The organism is Curtobacterium sp. 8I-2 (genome assembly GCF_902506155.1).
Lineage (GTDB): Bacteria > Actinomycetota > Actinomycetes > Actinomycetales > Microbacteriaceae > Curtobacterium > Curtobacterium poinsettiae.
Genome location: NZ_LR732826.1, coordinates 556,843 through 574,698, shown reverse-complemented (window position 1 = coordinate 574,698; position 17,856 = coordinate 556,843). Strand labels below are relative to the sequence as shown.

General features: G+C 72.8%; 16 protein-coding genes. 10 read left to right on the top strand and 6 right to left on the bottom strand.

All coding sequences use genetic code 11. The features are described from left to right. The first annotated feature begins 537 nt into the window (after positions 1–537). Entirely contained in the window at positions 538–1,080 is a 543-nt protein-coding gene (locus BOSE127_RS02780; protein WP_159556139.1) for a type 1 glutamine amidotransferase domain-containing protein, read from the top strand. A gap of 115 nt (positions 1,081–1,195) precedes the next feature. Here the strand turns inward: BOSE127_RS02780 and BOSE127_RS02775 are convergent, their stop codons facing one another. Then, the gene (locus tag BOSE127_RS02775) at positions 1,196–1,783 is read right to left on the bottom strand and encodes a hypothetical protein (RefSeq protein WP_056072099.1); all 588 of its coding nucleotides are present in this window, start codon (positions 1,781–1,783) and stop codon (positions 1,196–1,198) included. Between the two features lie 267 nt (positions 1,784–2,050). On the opposite strand from BOSE127_RS02775, the gene BOSE127_RS02770 reads away from it, so the two are divergent. The 4 genes from BOSE127_RS02770 to BOSE127_RS02755 are packed head-to-tail and all read left to right on the top strand — an operon-like array spanning position 2,051 to position 4,689. Then, the gene (locus BOSE127_RS02770) at positions 2,051–3,634 is read left to right on the top strand and encodes an AlkA N-terminal domain-containing protein (protein ID WP_159556138.1); all 1,584 of its coding nucleotides are present in this window, start codon (positions 2,051–2,053) and stop codon (positions 3,632–3,634) included. After that, positions 3,631–4,143: a methylated-DNA--[protein]-cysteine S-methyltransferase gene (locus BOSE127_RS02765; RefSeq protein WP_017885832.1), complete on the top strand. Its 513-nt coding sequence runs from the start codon at positions 3,631–3,633 to the stop codon at positions 4,141–4,143. The genes BOSE127_RS02770 and BOSE127_RS02765 overlap by 4 nt, the downstream gene beginning before the upstream one ends. A gap of 28 nt (positions 4,144–4,171) precedes the next feature. Beyond that, entirely contained in the window at positions 4,172–4,432 is a 261-nt protein-coding gene (locus BOSE127_RS02760; RefSeq protein WP_031259153.1) for a type II toxin-antitoxin system prevent-host-death family antitoxin, read from the top strand. Next, a complete protein-coding gene (locus BOSE127_RS02755) occupies positions 4,429–4,689 on the top strand; it encodes a type II toxin-antitoxin system RelE family toxin (RefSeq protein ID WP_017885834.1) in 261 nt (86 codons plus the stop codon). Before BOSE127_RS02760 ends, BOSE127_RS02755 begins: the two co-directional genes overlap by 4 nt. A gap of 11 nt (positions 4,690–4,700) precedes the next feature. Here BOSE127_RS02755 and BOSE127_RS02750 read toward each other — a convergent pair whose 3' ends face one another. Beyond that, the gene (locus BOSE127_RS02750) at positions 4,701–5,294 is read right to left on the bottom strand and encodes a TetR/AcrR family transcriptional regulator (protein WP_159556137.1); all 594 of its coding nucleotides are present in this window, start codon (positions 5,292–5,294) and stop codon (positions 4,701–4,703) included. A gap of 9 nt (positions 5,295–5,303) precedes the next feature. After that, positions 5,304–5,864, bottom strand: a complete 561-nt coding sequence (locus tag BOSE127_RS02745; protein ID WP_159556136.1) for a hypothetical protein — start codon at positions 5,862–5,864, stop codon at positions 5,304–5,306. A gap of 211 nt (positions 5,865–6,075) precedes the next feature. Between BOSE127_RS02745 and BOSE127_RS02740 the strand changes: the two genes are divergently transcribed. The 3 genes from BOSE127_RS02740 to BOSE127_RS02730 all read left to right on the top strand — a co-directional run bounded on the left by BOSE127_RS02740 (position 6,076) and on the right by BOSE127_RS02730 (position 9,439). Beyond that, positions 6,076–6,897, top strand: coding sequence for an alpha/beta fold hydrolase (locus tag BOSE127_RS02740; RefSeq protein WP_140448570.1), 822 nt, complete (start codon positions 6,076–6,078; stop codon positions 6,895–6,897). 18 nt (positions 6,898–6,915) lie between these two features. Next, positions 6,916–7,788 carry a hypothetical protein gene (locus BOSE127_RS02735; RefSeq protein ID WP_201300418.1) on the top strand — a complete coding sequence of 291 codons (873 nt, stop codon included), beginning with the start codon at positions 6,916–6,918 and terminating at the stop codon, positions 7,786–7,788. A gap of 175 nt (positions 7,789–7,963) precedes the next feature. Then, the gene (locus BOSE127_RS02730) at positions 7,964–9,439 is read left to right on the top strand and encodes an APC family permease (RefSeq protein WP_017885839.1); all 1,476 of its coding nucleotides are present in this window, start codon (positions 7,964–7,966) and stop codon (positions 9,437–9,439) included. 104 nt (positions 9,440–9,543) lie between these two features. Here the strand turns inward: BOSE127_RS02730 and BOSE127_RS02725 are convergent, their stop codons facing one another. Further along, positions 9,544–10,305 (bottom strand): LysE/ArgO family amino acid transporter, encoded by a 762-nt coding sequence (locus BOSE127_RS02725; RefSeq protein WP_159556135.1) that lies wholly within the window; start codon positions 10,303–10,305, stop codon positions 9,544–9,546. Between the two features lie 70 nt (positions 10,306–10,375). On the opposite strand from BOSE127_RS02725, the gene BOSE127_RS02720 reads away from it, so the two are divergent. Then, complete coding sequence (locus BOSE127_RS02720; protein WP_071250114.1) at positions 10,376–11,290, top strand: LysR family transcriptional regulator ArgP; 915 nt, start codon at positions 10,376–10,378, stop codon at positions 11,288–11,290. Here the strand turns inward: BOSE127_RS02720 and BOSE127_RS02715 are convergent. Both BOSE127_RS02715 and BOSE127_RS02710 read right to left on the bottom strand, forming a co-directional pair. Further along, positions 11,281–12,060 (bottom strand): Fpg/Nei family DNA glycosylase, encoded by a 780-nt coding sequence (locus BOSE127_RS02715; RefSeq protein ID WP_017885842.1) that lies wholly within the window; start codon positions 12,058–12,060, stop codon positions 11,281–11,283. The two genes, BOSE127_RS02720 and BOSE127_RS02715, sit on opposite strands and share 10 nt — an antisense overlap. 50 nt (positions 12,061–12,110) lie before the next feature. After that, a complete protein-coding gene (locus BOSE127_RS02710) occupies positions 12,111–16,889 on the bottom strand; it encodes an Lhr family ATP-dependent helicase (RefSeq protein WP_159556134.1) in 4,779 nt (1,592 codons plus the stop codon). A gap of 160 nt (positions 16,890–17,049) precedes the next feature. Here BOSE127_RS02710 and BOSE127_RS02705 point away from each other — a divergent pair, with 160 nt between their 5' ends. Next, on the top strand, positions 17,050–17,724 hold the full coding sequence (locus BOSE127_RS02705; RefSeq protein WP_017885844.1) for a PadR family transcriptional regulator: 675 nt from the start codon (positions 17,050–17,052) through the stop codon (positions 17,722–17,724). The last annotated feature ends 132 nt before the right edge of the window (positions 17,725–17,856 follow it).

Below are 17,856 nucleotides of genomic sequence, written 5' to 3'. Positions count from 1 at the left end.
CGGCTGCGCCGCCGCCAGCCGACACTTCGTGGCCACCGCGCGGACGTGAGCGGGGAGTTGCGACCGGTCGCGCTGTCGGCCTGGAGGCCCGTGGCGGGCCCGCACCGTGCCTCCCGTCCGGCCGTGGGCGCGTCCACGGCACCCCGCCGGCCGGTCAGGACACCCCGCCCGGCGTGCGCCGAGTGGTCGCGAACCGTCGGCTGCGCCGTCGCCAGCCGACACTTCGTGGCCACCGCGCGGACGTGAGCGGGGAGTTGCGACCGGTCGCGCTGTCGGCCTGGAGGCCCGTGGCAGGCCCGCACCGTGCCTCCCGTGCGACCGTGGGCGCGTCCACGGCGCCTCGCCCGCCGTGCGCCGAGTGGTCGCGACCCGTCGGCTGCGCCGCCGCCAGCCGACACTTCGTGACCGCCGGGCGGACCTGGGCGGGGTGTCATGACCAGTCAGCCGGGCGCCGGACCGCTCCTGGAGGACTGCCCAGCCGAGCCCGACGACCCTCGGGTGTGCGGCCGGAACGACCGGGCCGCGGAAGGAGTGATCATGGCAACCCTCGACGGCAAGAAGATCCTCGTCATCACGACGAACTACGGCGTGGAGCAGGACGAGATCGTCGTCCCCACCGAGCAGCTGCGCGAGCGCGGTGCCTCGGTGACCGTGGCGGCCAAGGAGACCGGCACGATCCAGACCCTGGTCGGCGACAAGGACCCGGGGCAGACCCTCGAGCCCGACACCACCCTCGCCGGTGTCGACGCGAACGACTTCGATGCCCTCGTCATCCCCGGTGGCACGATCAACGCCGACACGCTGCGCCAGGAATCCCGCGCGGCGACGCTCGTGCAGGCCTTCGCCGAGGCGAGCAAGCCGGTCGCGGCGATCTGCCACGGCCCGTGGACCCTCGTCGAGGCGGGTGTGCTGTCCGGCAAGACCGTCACCTCGTTCCCGTCGCTGCAGACCGACCTGCGCAACGCCGGTGCCGAGTGGGTCGACCAGGAGGTCCAGGTCGACGGCGGCTTCATCACCTCCCGCACTCCGGACGACCTGCCGGCGTTCGTCGACGCGATCGAGAGCGCCCTCACCGCCTGAGCGCCTCGTCGCCGAGCCGAGTCTCGGCCGACCGGACACCGTGCGCCTCCGGCTGTCGACGAAGTGTCCGCCGGGCCGAGTCTCGGGTACGCCCGGGCGCCCGACGTCGCCGGCGTCAGCCGAGCGGCACGGGGCGGGCAGTGCGGAGCACCGCCGGACCGAGGGCGAGCACACCGTCGGACTCCGGATCGCACCGCGCGCCGCCCCGGCCGCGCATCGCCCGGAACGCACCGGGGGCCACCTCGTGGTCCATCCAGGCGCAGGGGTTCGCCGCACGGTAGCCACGGAACCGGACGGCACGACCGAGGTCGCCGCTGCCGCTGCCGTCGCCACCGGGGAGCAGGCTCTCCAACGAGAACGGCTGGCCCCGCAGCGCTTCGACGTCGGCGCCGCGCAGGAACACGTTCCGCCGGGTCGCGACGGGGTCGACGGTGGTGCCGATCGCCTGACCGACCGCCTCGAGCCCCTCGAGGCCGATCACGGTGACCGAGGCGTGCACGTGTGCCCGCGCGGCGAAGTAGCGGTCGCCGACGATCCCGAGCCCGGCCCGCAGCTCGATCCGGTCGCGCCGTTCGTCCGGGTCCGTCGACCGGGGTGGCAGCGCGCCGTCGGCGGGGCGCCCCTCGTACCGGTGCCGCGGTGAGACGAGCAGCAGTGCGATCTCGACCTCGGTCCGGAACGGCAGGTCGTCGAGCCCGGCCATGTCGTCTGCTGGGGTCACGCTGCCAACGCTAGCCGGGCCTCCCGGCCGTGCGCTGCCATGTCTGCCTGCTGTGACACGCCGTCGTGGCGCCGGGACGCCGGCTTCTTCGCGAGACGCCGCGTTCTCCGCGAGACGCCGCGGATTCCGGCGGCGTCTCACGCGGTCGGCGGCGTCTCGACGAGACGGCGGCGTCGTGGCCACCTGGCCCTGCGCTGCTCCGTCCGATTCCCGCCAGTCGACGTCGGTGGCGCGTGCCAGGCTGAGGCCATGACCAGCCCGGACACCGACGCGCAGCACGACGCGCTGCACGCCGAACGACACCGCGCCGTCGCCTCGCGCGACGCTCGGTTCGACGGCCAGTTCGTCACCGCCGTGCACTCCACCGGCATCTACTGCCGCCCGAGCTGCCCGGCCCGCACACCGAAGGTCACGGGCGTCACCTTCTACCGAACGAGTGCCGCAGCACACCTGGCCGGCTTCCGCGCCTGCAAGCGCTGCCTGCCCGAGGCGACCCCCGGCAGCCCCGAGTGGGACCTGCGCGAGGACGTCGCCGGACGGGCGATGCGCCTCGTCCTCGACGGCGTCGTCGAGCGCGACGGCGTCCCCGGGCTCGCCGCACGCGTGGGCTACTCGGAGCGGCAGCTCAACCGCATCATGACCGCCGAGCTGGGTGCCGGGCCGAAGGCGCTCAGTCGAGCACACCGCGCGCAGACGGCCCGCACCCTGCTCACCTCGTCGGACCTGCCCGTCGCCGACGTCGCGTTCGCCGCGGGGTTCGCCAGCGTCCGACAGTTCAACGACACCGTGCGCGAGGTCTTCGCCGTCACCCCGACCGAGCTCCGCGCACGCCGGGTCGGCCGAGGCGACGGCGACCCCGACGGCGCACTGCACGTCCACCTGCCGGCCCGGGCGCCCTTCGACGCGCAGGGCCTGCTCGACTGGCACGCGCTGCACGCTCTGCCGGGCACGGAGCAGGTGGACACCGACCCCACCGGTCGGGTCACGTCGTACGGGCGGCTGGTCGACCTGCCCGGAGGCCCGGGCTGGTTCAGCGCGTCGGCCGCCGTCCCCGACGTGCCCGGTCGGGGCACCGGGATCGACCTGCGCGTGCGGGTCGCCGACCTGTCCGACCTGCCCGCGCTCGTGGCGCGGGTGCGTGCGCTGTTCGACCTCGACGCCGACCCGGTCGCCGTCGACGCCGTCCTCGGCGCCGTGCCCGAGCTCGCCGGCCCCGTCGCACGGGTGCCCGGCCTGCGGCTGCCCGGCGCGGTGGACGCCCACGAGATCGTGTTCCGCACCCTGATCGGGCAGCAGGTCTCGGTGGCCGCGGCGCGCACCGCCCAGACCCGGCTCGTGGCCGCGCTCGGTGCGCCGGTGCCCGACGCGATCCGGCCCGGCGGGCTGCTGTTCCCGTCCGCAGCGGTGGTCGCCGAACGCGGGCACGAGGTCCTGCGCGGTCCGGCCGCGCGCGTCGACACGATCCTGCGGGTGGCTGCGGCGCTCGCCGACGGGTCCCTGGTGGTGGACGGCGCGCAGTCCCTCGGTGACCTGCGCGACGGACTGCTCGCGGTGAAGGGCATCGGGCCGTGGACCGCCGACTACGTCGCGCTGCGGGTCCGGCACCACCCCGACATCTTCCTCCACAGTGACCTCGCCGTGCGGAACGGTGCACAGGAACTCGGGCTGCCCGGTACGGCGCGTGAGCTCTCCCTATGGTCGGAGCAGGTGGCCCCCTGGCGGAGCTACCTCACGATGCACTGCTGGCGACCGATCATCGACCGCGCGATGATCGCGACCGCCGGCACCCGTGCAGCCCGTGCCCCCGAGGACCCCCGGAAGGACGACCGATGACCGACGCAACCATCCAGACCCTGGACACCCCCGACGGGCCGTTCACCGTGCTCGAAGACGCCGAGGGCAGGGTCCTCGCCTCGGGGTGGACCGACTCCGTCGAGCGGATCCTCGCCCGCCTGGCCGACCGGCACCGCCCCGACCGCGTCCTCGACGGCGTGGTCGCCTCGGCCGACGCGGTCGACGCCTTCTACTCGGGCGAGGTCGAGCACGCCATGCAGGTGCCCGTGCGGCAGTTCGGCACCGAACTCTTCACCGAGGGGTGGAGGCAGCTCCGCCGGATCCCCGCCGGCGGCACGCTGACCTACACCGGGTTCGCGGCGGCGATGGGGCGACCCGACGCCGTACGGGCGGCGGCGAGCGTGTGCGCCCGGAACGCCCCGGCACTGTTCGTCCCGTGTCACCGGGTGCTGCGCTCCGACGGCACGCTCGGGGGCTTCGCATGGGGGCTCGACGTCAAGCGGTCCCTGCTCGAACGAGAGTCGGTCGGCACCACGGCACTCGTCTGAATTGTACAAAACGCTCTAGAATGTACAGGTGAGCGAAGTGTCGATCTCCGAAGCCCGTGGCCGTCTGGCGTCGATCATCGACGACGCCCGGCATGCACCCGTCTACCTGACCCGGCGCAACAAGCGCGTCGCGGCCGTGGTCGACGCGGCCGTCCTCGACCGGTTGCTCGAGGCGGCGGAGGACCTGGACGACCTGGTCGCCTACGACGAAGCCGTCGCCGAGAGTGCCCGCATCGGTGGCGAGAACGTCAAGTGGGACGACCTCAAGCGCGAACTCGGCCTCGGGTGACGTACTCGGTCGAGGTCATCCCGGCCGCGCAACGCGTCATCCGCAAGCTCCCGCTCGACGGACGGCGGCGGATCGAGGGGCTCCTCGCGATCCTCGCCGAGCACCCCCGGCCACCCGCCGCACGCAAGCTCGTGAACCGGCCCGGATGGCGAGTCCGCTCGGGGGACTACCGACTGATCTACCGGATCGACGACGGCAAGCTCGTCGTGGTGGTCGTCGACGCTGGGCACCGGCGCGAGGTCTACCGGGACCGCTGAGCCGTCAGTCGTCAGCCGATCGTGCCGCGCAGGCTGTCCACGTGCAGTTCGACCAGCGCCAGGACCCGCTCCGGCGCACGCGCCGTCGGGTCCCACGTGTGCTCGATCGCCAGCCCGTCGATCAGCGCGTGCAGCCGGTCCGCCTCGTCGGTCAGGTTGCGATCGGCGCCGAGGCTGCCGTCCTCGCGCAGGATCTCCAGCGCCCGGGTGCACACCCGGCTGACCCCGTCGTTCAGGCGTCGAGCGCTCGCGGCCAGGTGTTCGTCGGTGCGCGCGAGCAGGCCGAGCTGCACTTGCGCCAGGATCTCGGTCGTGCGCTCGGCGTCGAGCGGCAGCACCTGGGCGAGCACGTCCAGTGCACGGGCCCGGCCGGTCGAGCGCAGGGACGTGAGCCGAGCGATGACGCGTTCCTCGATGATCGTCAGGCAGTGCTCCCGCAGGGCGTGCTGCGTCGGGAACACGCGACGGAGTGAGGCCGGAGCGATGCCGGCCTCGTCCGCGACGTTCCGCACCGACAGCGCGCTCAGGCCTTCCCGCTCCAGGATCCGCAGGCACGCGGCGGCGACCAGGGATCCCCGTTCCTCCAGGTCGACGCGTCGTGGCACCGGGTCAGCCTACGACCGGGCCGCCTGTCCCGTCGGTGCACCGGCGGCGGGCCGGCGCGGCCAGATCGTGTAGCTGATCGCGCGCACCAGCTCGATGCCCATGAGCAGCCCGAGCAGGGACAGGTTGCCCTGCAGGTCGCTGGTGCGCTCCGGGTCCCCGACGACGAGGACGAGCACACCGATGACCCCGCCGGCGATCAGCACGGCCAGCCCGGTCCGCAGCACGTCGCCCCAGCAGTGGGCCGTGTGGCGTCGTCCGCTCAGGCGCTCCGGCGCGGGGCCCCCGGCGAACCGGTGCGTGAACCGGACGTCCGCCCACGCGATCATCCGGTGCCCGTACGCGACCGAGAAGCCGATGTAGATCGCCGCGAGGCCGTGGTGCCACGTCGCCGTCCCACCACCGAGCAGGTCGACCGTGACGACGGCGAGCAGGACGACGTCGATCACGGGGGCCGCGACGAGCATGGCCGCACCCGTGCGCGGCCGTCGCAGCAGGTACCGGGTGGCCAGCCCACCGAGGATCGCGACCCAGAAGGCGATCTCGCAGGCGACGATGGCGATGAGTGTCATGGTTCCCCGATGCAGTGTCGCTGATCGTCTGAGTACAGGTGTACTCAACAAGCATCGCACGGCGACCGCCGCGGTGTCGAGCGGCGGTGTTCTGCCCCTGGAAGCGGGGGGAGACACGGACCTCCACGCCTGCGACACTCAGAGCACCGGTAATCCGCACGGTCCCCTCCGAGGCCCGACGCATCGCCGTCGACAGCTCGCAAAGGACCCCATGCTCCCTCCCGTCGACCGAACGGTCGTCTCCTCCGACGGCACCGCCATCGCCGTGTCCGAGGCAGGGGACGGACCGGCGGTCGTCGTCGTGGGCGGTGCCTTCGACCACCGGGGGACCCCGTACCTCGACCGCGTGGTCGCCGAGCTCGCTCCGACCCATCGTGTCGTCACCTACGACCGACGCGGTCGCGGTGCGAGCGGCGACTCGGCGTCGTGGGCGATCGAGCGCGAGGTCGACGACCTCCGCGCCGTCGTCGAGAGCGTCGGCGTCCCCACGACCGCCGTCGGCATCTGCGTCGGTGCCGGTGTCGTCCTGCACGGCCTCGCCACCGGCCTGCCCGTCGACGGCGCCGTCCTGTGGGAACCGCCGTACCGCGCCTCGGTCGACCCGCACGCCGACGACGTCGTCTTCGCCGACCTGCTCGACGAGCACGTGGTCGCCGGCCGCCGCACCCAGGCCGTCCGCGGCTTCCTGACCCAGGTGCTCGGGCTCCCGATGGGCCAGGTCACGGCGCTCCGACTCAAGGGCTCGCTCTGGCGCTCCCTGGTCGTCGACGCCCACGTGCTCAGCCGCGAGGTCCGGGTGCTGAACGGCCTCGCCGTGCCCGAGCGGGTCGCCGCAGCCGTCGGCGTGCCGGTGCTCGTCGGCGCCGGCGGTGACGGTCTCGAGTGGATGCGTCGTGCGGCCCGCGCCGTCGTGGACGCGGTGCCGGGGTCGGAGTACGCGGAGGTACCCGGGCAGGGACACGTCCCCGCCCCCGCCGCCCTCGGAGCACTGATCGACCGCGTCCGGAGCCCAATCGTCTCGCCCAGCAGCTGACTGCGAGAGGATGGGTTGGTGAACGCACCCCGCCTCGGTCTCCTGCTCGACGTCGACGGGCCCATCGCCAGCCCGGTCTCCCGCACCATCGCGATCCCGAGCATCGTCGCGGACCTCGTCGCGCTCGCCGCCGAGGGCATCCCGATCGTCTTCAACACCGGCCGCAGCGATGCCTTCATCCGCTCCGAGGTCGTCGGTCCGCTGCTCGCAGGTGGCCTCGCCGAGGGCGGCCGGGTGCACGCGGTCTGCGAGAAGGGTGCCGTGTGGTGCTCGATCGGCCCCCAGTACGACGGCGGCATGGGTGAGCTGACCGTCGCCGAGGACCTTGCGCTGCCGCGGGACTACGCCGACGAGATGCGCGAGCTGGTCCGCGCCGAGTACGCCGACCTGGTGTTCTTCGACGAGACGAAGCGCGCGATGGTGTCGATCGAGCAGCGCGTCGAGGTGCCGAACGCCACGTACCTCGCCCGCCAGCCGGAGTTCGACGCGAAGGCGATGGCCGCGCTCGAGCGTCGTGGCCTCGGTGTCCGCCGCCTCGACGATGTCCGACCCGACGCCGACGGTGCCGTGCAGTGGCGCATCGACCCGACCATCATCTCCACCGACGTCGAGTCCGACCGCAGCGGCAAGGACCTGGGCGCCGAGCGGTCGCTCGAACTCCTCGGGCAGGACGGCGAGCTCCCGATCACCTGGCGCACCGTGGGCGACTCCCGCAGCGACTACGCCATGGCGGACTGGCTGCACGCCAACGGGTACGAGGTCGCGCACGTCGACGTCCGTCCTGCCGACGGTGTGCCGGCCACGCCGTACCCGGTGCTCACCGCGCCCGACGGCGTCATCCACGACGAGGCCGGCGCCCGGTTCCTGGCGGACTGGCGCGCCGCGCGCTGACGCGGCCGCGGCCCTGGACGCACCCGCCCGCCGACCGAGCGGTGCGCGCCGGACCGCCACCGCGCCTCCCGTCCGTCCCCGGACCGGCCCACCGTCCGGCCGGACGCTTTGCGTGACACAGTGGTACACCAGTACCCTTCCGAGGTCCGCCGCCAGCCGATGACGGGATCCACCCATGGCAACGAAGATCCGCATCAAGTCGATCGAGGCCTCCCTGGCCGACTCCGAGGAGCAGGGCAGGTCCCTGAAACGCTCCCTGAAGACGTTCGACATCGCCGCGATGGGCATCGCGGTCGCCGTCGGCGCCGGCATCTTCTCGGTCGGCGCGAACGCCGCCGCGAACTTCGCCGGGCCCGGCGTGATCGTCTCCTTCCTGCTCGCAGCCGTCACGTGCGGCCTGGCGATCATGTGCTACGCCGAGTTCGCGTCGACGATCCCCGTCGCCGGCTCCGCGTACACGTTCACGTACGCCACGATGGGTGAGCTGCTCGCCTGGATCGTGGGCTGGGACCTCATCCTCGAGACCCTCACGGCCAGTGCCGTGATCGCGAAGTACTGGGGCATCTACCTCAGCACCGCGTTCGACGTCTTCGGCGTGACCCTGCCCAGCACGATCCAGCTCGGTCCGATCCCGTTCACCTGGGGTCCGGTGCTCATCGTCGGGATCTTCACGGTGCTCCTCGCCTTCGGCACCCGCCTGTCCTCGCGGGTGTCGGCGGTCATCACCGTCATCAAGGTCGCCATCGTCGTGTTCGTCATCGTCGCCGGTGCGTTCTTCGTCAAGGCCGCGAACTTCACCCCGTTCATCCCGCCGGCCGAGCCCGCCAAGGGTGCCGAGGGCAGCGTCTGGACCCAGTCGCTCGTGTCCTGGTTCACCGGTGCGGAGCCCGCCCAGTACGGCGTCTTCGGCCTGCTCGCCGCCGCGTCCCTGGTGTTCTTCGCCTTCATCGGCTTCGACGTCGTCGCCACGAGCGCCGAGGAGACCGAGAACCCGCAGAAGACCCTGCCCCGCGGCATCTTCATCGGCCTCGGCATCGTGACGCTGCTCTACGTCGGCGTCAGCATCGTCATCACCGGCATGGTCTCGTACCAGCGCCTGGCGGAGGAGAAGGCACCGTCGCTGGCCTCGGCGTTCGACATCGTCGGGCTGCCGTGGGCCGCCGGCATCATCGCCATCGGGTCGCTGATCGGTCTGACCACCGTCGTCATGGTGCTGCTGCTCGGCCTGTCCCGCATCGTCTTCTCGATGAGCCGCGACGGCCTGCTGCCCCGCTGGTTCTCCAAGACCAACCCGAAGACGCAGACGCCGGTCCGCGTGCAGGTCGTCGCCGGTGTCGTCGTTGCGCTGCTGGCCGGGTTCACCGCGGTCGACAAGCTCGAGGGCATGATCAACATTGGCACGCTGTCGGCGTTCGTCCTGGTGTCGATCGGCATCGTCGTGCTGCGTCGTTCGCGGCCGGACGCCCCGCGGGCCTTCCGGGTGCCGTGGTCGCCCGTGCTGCCGATCATCTCGGCGGTGCTGTGCTTCTGGCTGATGCTGAACCTCGAGGTCGAGACCTGGCTCCGGTTCGTCGTCTGGCTGGTCATCGGCTTCGTCATCTACTTCGGCTACAGCCGTCGCCACAGCCGCGTCGGCCAGGGCATGCAGTAGGGCCGTCCCGCAAAACACCGGTGTTCGCACGTTGCACACCCGCACACCGCGGTTCGACGTGTGGACACCGGTGTTTTGCAGCCCGCCGGTCCGCGCCGCAGCCGCTACGCGCCGACGAGCAGCAGCCCGCCGAACGCGAGCATCACGACGGCGACCAGACCGTCGAACACCCGCCACGTGAGCGGCTTCTCGAACAGCGGCCGCAGCAGCCGACCGCCGAACCCGAGCGCACCGAACCACAGGCAGCTCGCCGCGACGGCACCGATCGTCCAGAGCCACCGGTCGTCCGCACCCTGCTGGTTCGCCACCGACCCGAGGAACACCAGCGTGTCCAGGTACACGTGCGGGTTCGCCCACGTGAAGACGAGCATGGTCAGCACCGCCGTCCGCATGGTCACCCCCTGGCCGGGAGGCACGGTGCGCGTCCGCCCCGCCGCCACCGTCGAACGCCCGGTCGCGTCGACCCCCGAACCGGCGCCCGCGCCCGTGTCGACCCCCGCGCCTGCGCCCGCACCGGCGCCCACGACCCCGTCGTCGGCCGCCTCGTCGGCGACCCGCATCGCGTCCCCCGACGGCCGCAGCGCACGCCGCGCCGCGAGCACCCCGTAGGTGAGCAGGAACGCGGCACCGACGAACCGGACCACCAGGAGCGCCACGGGGAACCGCTCGACCACGGCGCCGACCCCGAGCACCCCGGCGACGATGAGCAGCGCATCCGAGACCGCGCACACCACGACCGCCGCGGCCACCACCCGGAGTCCTGCGCTGACCGCGAGCCGGAGCAGGTACGTGTTCTGCACACCGATCGCGACGATCAGTGCGAGTCCCGTGCCGAGGCCGGAGAGCAGGGGCAGGAGCGTGGTCACGGATCCGACGCTAGAGCGTCGCCGCGGTGCAGTACAGCTCACGTTCCTGCAGCGCCGTAAGCTCAGCTGCATGTCCCGGTTCCAGCGCGAACACCTCGAGACGCTGCTCGCCGCCGTCGACCACGGCACCCTGGACGCCGCGGCTCGCGCGCTGGCCATCACCCCGTCGGCGGTCTCGCAGCGGATCAAGTCGATGGAGCAGCAGGTCGGTCGGGTCCTGCTCCAGCGCACCACCCCGGTGCGCCCGACCGCGGACGGCGAGGTGGTGCTCCGGCACGCGCGGCAGGTCCGGCTGCTCGACGAGGAGACCTCCCGTGCACTCGGCGGTGGCTCCTCGGTGGTGCCGTCGATCCCGCTGGCCGTCAACGCCGACTCGCTCGGCACCTGGTTCCTCGATGCTCTGGCCCTCGTCCGGGCCGACACCGAGGTGGTCTTCGACCTGCACCGCGAAGACCAGGACCGCACCGCCGAGCTGCTCCGCGCCGGCACCGTGATGGGCGCGGTGACGGCCGAGGCGGACCCCGTGCAGGGCTGCTCGTCGGTGCCGCTCGGCATCGATCGGTACCGGGCCGTGGCGTCACCGGCGTTCGTCGCCCGGTACCTCGGCGACACCGGCACCGAGCGGCGGATGCTCCGGCGGCTCGACGAGGTCCCGCTCGTCGACTACGACCGCGACGACGACCTGCAGCAGGGGTACCTGCGCCAGGTCCTGGGGCACGCTCCCGGCGGCCCGCGCCACTTCGTCCCGACCTCTGCCGACTTCGCCCGCGCCGTCACGCTCGGGTTCGGGTGGGGGCTGCTGCCCGAGGCGCAGTGCCTCGACGCGATCGACCGCGGTGTCCTGGTCGAGCTGGCCCCGGGTCGGCACGCCGACGTCGCGCTGTGGTGGCAGCGCTGGAACCTGGCGTCAGCGCTCCTCGAACGGGTCACCGACGCGGTCCGGGTGACCGCCGCGGAGCGCCTGCACCCCGTGCGTCAGGTCTGACAGCGCGGACACCAGTAGGTGTCGCGCAGGGTGAGCTCCGAGTCGCCGAGTTCGCCGTGCCGGATCGGGGTCCCGCAACGCAGACACGGCTTGCCGGCGCGACCGTAGACCCAGAACCGTCGACCGGGGCGGTCGACACCGGTGGTCACGCGGGCGCTGCGGTCGCGGTTCGCCAGGATCAGTCGGCTGGCGAGCGTGATCGTGCGCGCCGGGTCGGGGACCTGGCCGGCCGGACGCGTCGGCAGCACCCCGCGCAGGAAGCAGAGTTCGTTCCGGTACACGTTGCCGAGCCCGGCGAGCACCCGTTGGTCGAGCAGCGCCAACCCGACCGGCCGTTCGGGGTCCTCCGTCAGGTTGGCGAGGGCCAGGTCGGCGTCCCAGTCGGGGCCGAGCAGGTCGGGCCCCAGGTGTCCGACGACCTCGGACTCCTGGTCGCGCGGGACGACCTCGAGCACCCCGAGCGCGAAGCCGACGGTGGAGACTCCTTCGGCGTCCAGGATCGCCCGGGCTTGGTGCGCCGGACGTCGCCAGCGGTCACCGGGCGCGTAGACGTCCCACCGGCCCTCCATCTTCAGGTGCGAGTGCACGGTCAGGTCGCCGATCCGGTGCAGCAGGTGCTTGCCGCGGGGGACGACCTCGTCGACGGTGCGCCCCACCAGGTCGAGGGTGGCGAAGGCCGGGACCCGGAAGTCGCTCTTCGTCAGGACCTTGCCCGCCAGCGCGGTGTGCAGGCGGCGTGCCGCACGGTAGACGGTGTCGCCTTCAGGCACGGGGCACCTCCGGCATGTGGTCACCGCACGGCCGGGAGGCGCGGCTCGCCTCACACACGGAGCCGCAGCCCCTGCGGGGTCGCCGTGAACCCCGCCTGACGGAGCGCGCCGCCGAGCGGCGTCTCGAGCACGAAGTCCCCGTCGACCCGCTCGACCGAGAGCTTCCGCAGCCCGGTCCGGACGATCGAGGCGATCGAGGTGGCGGCAGCGGCGAGGTCGGCCGCGTCGTCGGTGAACGTGAGCACGGACTTGCCGCCCCGCTCGACGTACACGGTGAGCTTGCCGTCGACGGTCGTCACGAGGGCGCCTGCCTTGCGCCCGGGCCGGTGACCGCGGGTGGCCTTCGCACCGCTCGCAACGCCGCTCGCCGGATCGTTCGCGCCGGTGCTCGCCCCACCGGCTGCGACGGCATCGTCCGCGCCTCCGGGGTCGACGTCGCCCGTGGGCCACGGCAACGAGGCCCCGTACGGGTTCGCCGGGTCGGTCGCCGCGAGCGTCAGGGCCTCGCGCTTGCGGTCCGGATCGCCACGCTCGTCGTCGCCGAGCTCGCGGGCGTAGGTGCGCAGCCGGTCGACGGTCGGGCCGGTGGCGAACTGGGCGGCACCGAGCCCCTCGACGAAGTACCCGCGACGAGCCCGGCCGGACTCCTCGAACCGCGAGAGCACCCGGTACACCCCCGCGAAGCCGCCGCGGACACCCTCGACCTGCACGGCGCCGCGGGTCACGACGCCGTAGCGTTCGAGCAGCTGTTCGGCGGTCGCCGCGGCCCGCACGGTCGAGTCGGACTCGGCCAGCGGCAGGAGCGACCAGCGACCCCCGACGGACGGCGGCCCGGACTGCGTCGGCATGGTCGGCCGCCGACGGCCGCGGTAGGCCCGGGCCCGTGGAGCGCTCGAGCTCTTCGCCTTGCCGCCGAGCATCGACCGCAGCGGGGCGAACGTGTCGTTCGTGATCTGCCCGGCCCAGACCAGGTCCCACAGCGCGGTCGTGAGCGCCTGGTCGTCGCTGCTGCCCACGGCCTGGCCCAGCTGCCGGAAGAAGTAGGCGCCGCCACCGGCCAGCGCACCGAGCACGTCGCGCTGCAGCTCGGTCGTCTCGTCGCCGGAGGGCTCGGCGAGCGTCGTCGCCGCGGTGTCGGCCAGGTGCAGACGCACCCAGCCGTCGTTGCCGGGCAGTGTGCCGCCGCCGGACCACAGGACCTCGCCCGTGGCGGTCAGTTCGTCGAGCATGCTCGTCGAGTAGTCGGTGACGCGCGACGGCAGCACCAGGGTCTCCCACGCGCTGGCGGGCAGGGCCACCCCGGCGAGCTGGTCGATCACCTGCAGCACGCCGTCGACGCCACGGAGGCCACCGCTGGTCCCGGGGGTCTGCACGTGCTGCCAGGCCGGCAGGAAGCGGGCGAGGGTGTCCGGCGAGACCGGTTCGACCTCATGCCGCAGGGCCGCGAGGGACTTCGTGCGGATCCGTCGCAGGACCTCGGCATCGCACCACTCGGCACCCTGGCGATCGGGTCGGAACTCGCCCTCCACCACACGGCGGTCGGCGACGAGTCGGCGCAGGGTGTCCTGCACGACGGCGATCCCCAGGCCGAGGCGACCGGCGGCCTCCTGTGCGGAGAACGGTCCGTGCGACCTCGCGTAGCGGCCGATCAGATCGCCCAGGGGATCCGCCACGGGCTCGATGAACGCCGTGGGCACACCGATCGGCAGCGGGACCCCGAGGGCGTCACGCAGACGGGCGGCGTCCTCGATCACGGCCCAGCGCGTCGCCCCGGCGTGCGAGAACGAGAGCACCCGGCGATCACGTTCCAGTGCGTGGAGCGTGCTGCGCAGTTCGGCGATGGCCCCGGCCCGGTCGGCGGTGTCGGCGAGCCAGCTCCGGTCGACCGCTTCGTCCAGGTCGAGCGCGCCGACCAGCCGCAGGACGTCGACGACCCCCTCGGCGTCACGGGCACGGCGGTCCGGCGAGAGCCGCTGCAGGTCGCGTTCCACCGACGTGATGACCGCGGGATCGAGCAGCTCGCGCAGCTCCGCACGACCGAGCAGTTCGCCGAGCAGCGTCGAGTCGAGCGACAGCGCCGCTGCCCGGCGTTCGGCGAGCGGGGTGTCGCCCTCGTACATGAAGGCCGCGACGTACCCGAACAGGATCGACCGGGCGAACGGCGACGGCTGCTCGGTCTCGGTCTCGACCAACCGGATCCGGCGCCCGGCGATGTCGTCGGCGATCCCGAGCAGTGCGGGCACGTCGTAGACGTCCTGCAGCACCTCGCGTACGGTCTCGAGCACGATCGGGAACGTCGGGTACTTCTGCGCGACCTCGAGCAGCTGCGAGGCCCGCTGTCGCTGCTGCCAGAGCGGCGACCGCTGCCCGGGGTTCCGTCGGGGAAGCAGCAGGGCGCGTGCCGCACACTCGCGGAACCGCGCGGCGAAGAGCGCCGAGCCGCCGACCTCGTCGGTGACCAGGGCCTCGAGGTCGTCGCGCTCGAACACGAACAGGTCGGCACCCGGCGGCTCGGCGTCGGTCTCCGGGATGCGCACGACGATCCCGTCGTCGGCCGCCATCGCGTCGCCGTCGATGCCGTGCCGTTCGCGCAGCCGTGCGGCGACGGCCAGGGCCCACGGCGCGTGCACCTGCATGCCGTAGGGCGAGTGCAGGATGAGCCGCCAGTCCCCGAGCTCGTCGCGGAACCGCTCGACGACGAGCGTGGTGTCGTTCGGCACGTGGCCGGTGGCCGCGCGCTGGTCGCGCAGGAACGTCAGCAGGTTGGTGACGGCACGCTCGTCCAGTCCGCCGGCGGCGACCCGGGCGCGGGCGTCGTCGTCCGATGCGCCCTCGACCTCGCGCACGAACGCACCGGTGGCCCGGCCGAGCTCGGCGGGTCGGCCTATGCCGTCGCCCTTCCAGAACGGCACGCGACCGGGCTGCCCGAACGCCGGGCTCACGACGACGCGGTCGTGGGTGATCTCCTCGATCCGCCAGCTCGTGGCACCGAGGGCGAAGACGTCCCCCACGCGTGATTCGTAGACCATCTCCTCGTCGAGCTCGCCGACGCGGGACGCCTTCTCGCCGACCATGAACACGCCGAACATGCCACGGTCGGGGATCGTCCCGCCGCTCGTCACCGCGAGCCGCTGCGCCCCGGGCCGCCCGGTCAGGGTGCCGTGCACGCGGTCCCAGACCAGCCGTGGCCGGAGTTCGGCGAACTCGTCGCTCGGGTACCGACCCGTGACCAGGTCGAGCGTCGCCTCGAACGCCGACCGGGGCAGGCCGCTGAACGGGGCGCTCCGCCGCACGAGTTCGAACCAGTGCTCGACGTCGAGGGTGTCGATCGACCCGGCCGCCACGGTGTGCTGCGCCAGGACGTCGAGCGGGTTCGCCGGCACCGAGATCGACTCGATCTGGCCCGAGACCATCCGCTCGACCGTGACCGCGCTGTTGACCAGGTCGGCCCGGTGCTTCGGGAACAGCACCCCGCGCGAGATCTCGCCCACCTGGTGTCCGGCACGACCGACGCGCTGCAGCCCGCTCGCGACCGAGGGCGGCGCCTCGACCTGGACGACCAGGTCGACCTCGCCCATGTCGATACCGAGTTCGAGCGAGCTCGTCGCGACGACGCACCGCAGCCGACCGGACTTCAGGTCGTCCTCGATGATCGCGCGCTGGTCCTTCGACACCGAGCCGTGGTGCGCGCGGGCGAGCACCGGGACGGAGGCGTCCGAGCCCCCGCCGGCGGTCTGCCCGGACCCGCCGATGAGCTGCGCCGGCGGCCGTTTGGCCCCCTGGGGCGCGACCGCGTGCGCCGAGGTGCGCGCCGGAGACTGCGGCCGCCCCCGTGCCACGGGCAGGCCGTCGTCGTCCGGGGACGCCCCTGCCGGCACCAGGGCGCCGTCGCCGGCTGCGGCGAGCACGCGTTCCTCGTGGATCTCGTTGAGGCGTGCCGTCAGCCGCTCGGCCAGCCGCCGCGAGTTCGCGAACACGATGGTCGAGCGGTGTTCCTCGATCAGGTCGACGACGCGCTCTTCGACGTGCGGCCAGATCGACCCGTTCGTCGGCGACTCGGACGCGTCCGCACCGACCGGCGACGCCCCGAGCTCGGTCATGTCGTCGACGGGCACGACGACCCGCAGGTCGAAGGTCTTCTGCGCCGGCGGCGCGATGATCGTCACCGGGGCGCGGCCGCCCAGGAACCGCGCGACCTCTTCCGGCGGACGGACGGTCGCGGACAACCCGATGCGCTGCACGGGCTTGCCGAGCAGGTCGTCGAGGCGTTCGAGCGACACGGCCAGGTGTGCGCCGCGCTTGCTCGAGGCGACCGCGTGGACCTCGTCCACGATGACGGTGTCGACGTTCACCAGGGTCTCGCGTGCCTGCGAGGTGAGCATCAGGTAGAGCGACTCGGGCGTGGTGATGAGGATGTCCGGCGGCTGGCGCAGGAGCTTCTGCCGGTCGGACGACGGGGTGTCACCGCTGCGCACACCCACCGTGACGTCCGGTGGTTCGGTACCGAGACGGCGTGCGGTCTGGGTGATGCCGACGAGCGGGCTCCGCAGGTTGCGCTCGACGTCGACGCCCAGGGCCTTGAGCGGCGAGACGTAGAGCACCCGCGTGCGCTGCTTCGCCGGCGGCCGGTCGGTCGCGCTGATGAGCCGGTCGATCGACCACAGGAACGAGGCCAGGGTCTTGCCGGAACCGGTCGGGGCGATCACGAGCGCGTGCTGCCCGGTCGAGATGGCGTCCCACGCCCCGGCCTGTGCGGGGGTCGGTGCGTCGAAGGCGCCGCGGAACCACTCGGTGGTGGCGGGGGAGAAGCGCTCGAAGACGTCCGTCATGGTCCGTCCCATCCTGCCCGTCGCCACCGACAGCAGGCCGAGCGGACGTCGCTCTTGACAGAGCGATAGTTACCGATCTATCGTAAACACATCGCGATACGACGAAGACGATCAGGTCAGACCGGTCGCGAGCCGACTCAGCACGACGAAAGGACTCCTCATGCGCCCCTCGTATGACGACAACAGCAACACGTCCCCCCGCGACCAGCGCGGGTTCGGCCCGCGCGGCCCCCGCTTCGGCGGCGCGCGGCAGCACCACGGCGCCGGCTTCCCCGGCCGCGACCGCGGTGACCACGACCACGGCGGCCGGGGCTTCGGTGGCCGCGGGTTCGGCCCCGGCTTCGGCCCGGGCATGGGCTTCGGTCCCGGATTCGGCGGCCCCGGCTTCGGCCGCGAACGCCGTCGCCGCGGCGACGTCCGACTCGCGATCCTCGGCCTGCTGGCCGAGGGCCCGCAGAACGGCTACGCCGTGATCAAGACCATCGCCGAGCGCACCGGCGGCGCCTGGAAGCCGAGCCCCGGCTCGGTCTACCCGACGCTCCAGCAGCTCGTCGACGAAGACCTCGTGGTCTCGTCCGGCGACGGTCGCAAGACGCTCTTCGAACTCACCGACGCCGGCAAGGCCGAGACCGAGGCCAAGGCCGACGAGATCGCCGCGGCACTCGACGGGGCCCCTGGCATCCCGGACGCCCAGCGCGAGTTCTTCGAGGCGCTCCGGAAGACCATGGGCGTCCTGCACATGTACCGCAGCACCGCGACCGAGGAACAGGCCAAGGCGGCCACGGCCAAGGTGGACCAGCTCCGCAAGGACCTGCTCCAGATCCTCGCCGACTGACGGACGTCACCCACGACGGACAGGAGGCCCGGTGCCAGCTGGCACCGGGCCTCCTGTCTGCCTGCACATCGTGAGCAGCTGTGGTCGGGTCCGCGCGTCGGACCCGACCATTCGTGCTCACGAAGCGCGCGC

What these genes read in the sequence shown, in the direction of transcription:
- BOSE127_RS02705 (WP_017885844.1), top strand. Translation starts at nt 17,050, where the DNA reads ATGCGCCCCTCGTATGACGACAACAGCAACACGTCCCCCCGCGACCAG.
- BOSE127_RS02720 (WP_071250114.1), top strand. Translation starts at nt 10,376, where the DNA reads ATGTCCCGGTTCCAGCGCGAACACCTCGAGACGCTGCTCGCCGCCGTC.
- BOSE127_RS02765 (WP_017885832.1), top strand. Translation starts at nt 3,631, where the DNA reads ATGACCGACGCAACCATCCAGACCCTGGACACCCCCGACGGGCCGTTC.
- BOSE127_RS02770 (WP_159556138.1), top strand. Translation starts at nt 2,051, where the DNA reads ATGACCAGCCCGGACACCGACGCGCAGCACGACGCGCTGCACGCCGAA.
- BOSE127_RS02780 (WP_159556139.1), top strand. Translation starts at nt 538, where the DNA reads ATGGCAACCCTCGACGGCAAGAAGATCCTCGTCATCACGACGAACTAC.
- BOSE127_RS02740 (WP_140448570.1), top strand. Translation starts at nt 6,076, where the DNA reads ATGCTCCCTCCCGTCGACCGAACGGTCGTCTCCTCCGACGGCACCGCC.
- BOSE127_RS02775 (WP_056072099.1), bottom strand. Translation starts at nt 1,783, where the DNA reads ATGGCCGGGCTCGACGACCTGCCGTTCCGGACCGAGGTCGAGATCGCA.
- BOSE127_RS02730 (WP_017885839.1), top strand. Translation starts at nt 7,964, where the DNA reads ATGGCAACGAAGATCCGCATCAAGTCGATCGAGGCCTCCCTGGCCGAC.
- BOSE127_RS02710 (WP_159556134.1), bottom strand. Translation starts at nt 16,889, where the DNA reads ATGACGGACGTCTTCGAGCGCTTCTCCCCCGCCACCACCGAGTGGTTC.
- BOSE127_RS02745 (WP_159556136.1), bottom strand. Translation starts at nt 5,864, where the DNA reads ATGACACTCATCGCCATCGTCGCCTGCGAGATCGCCTTCTGGGTCGCG.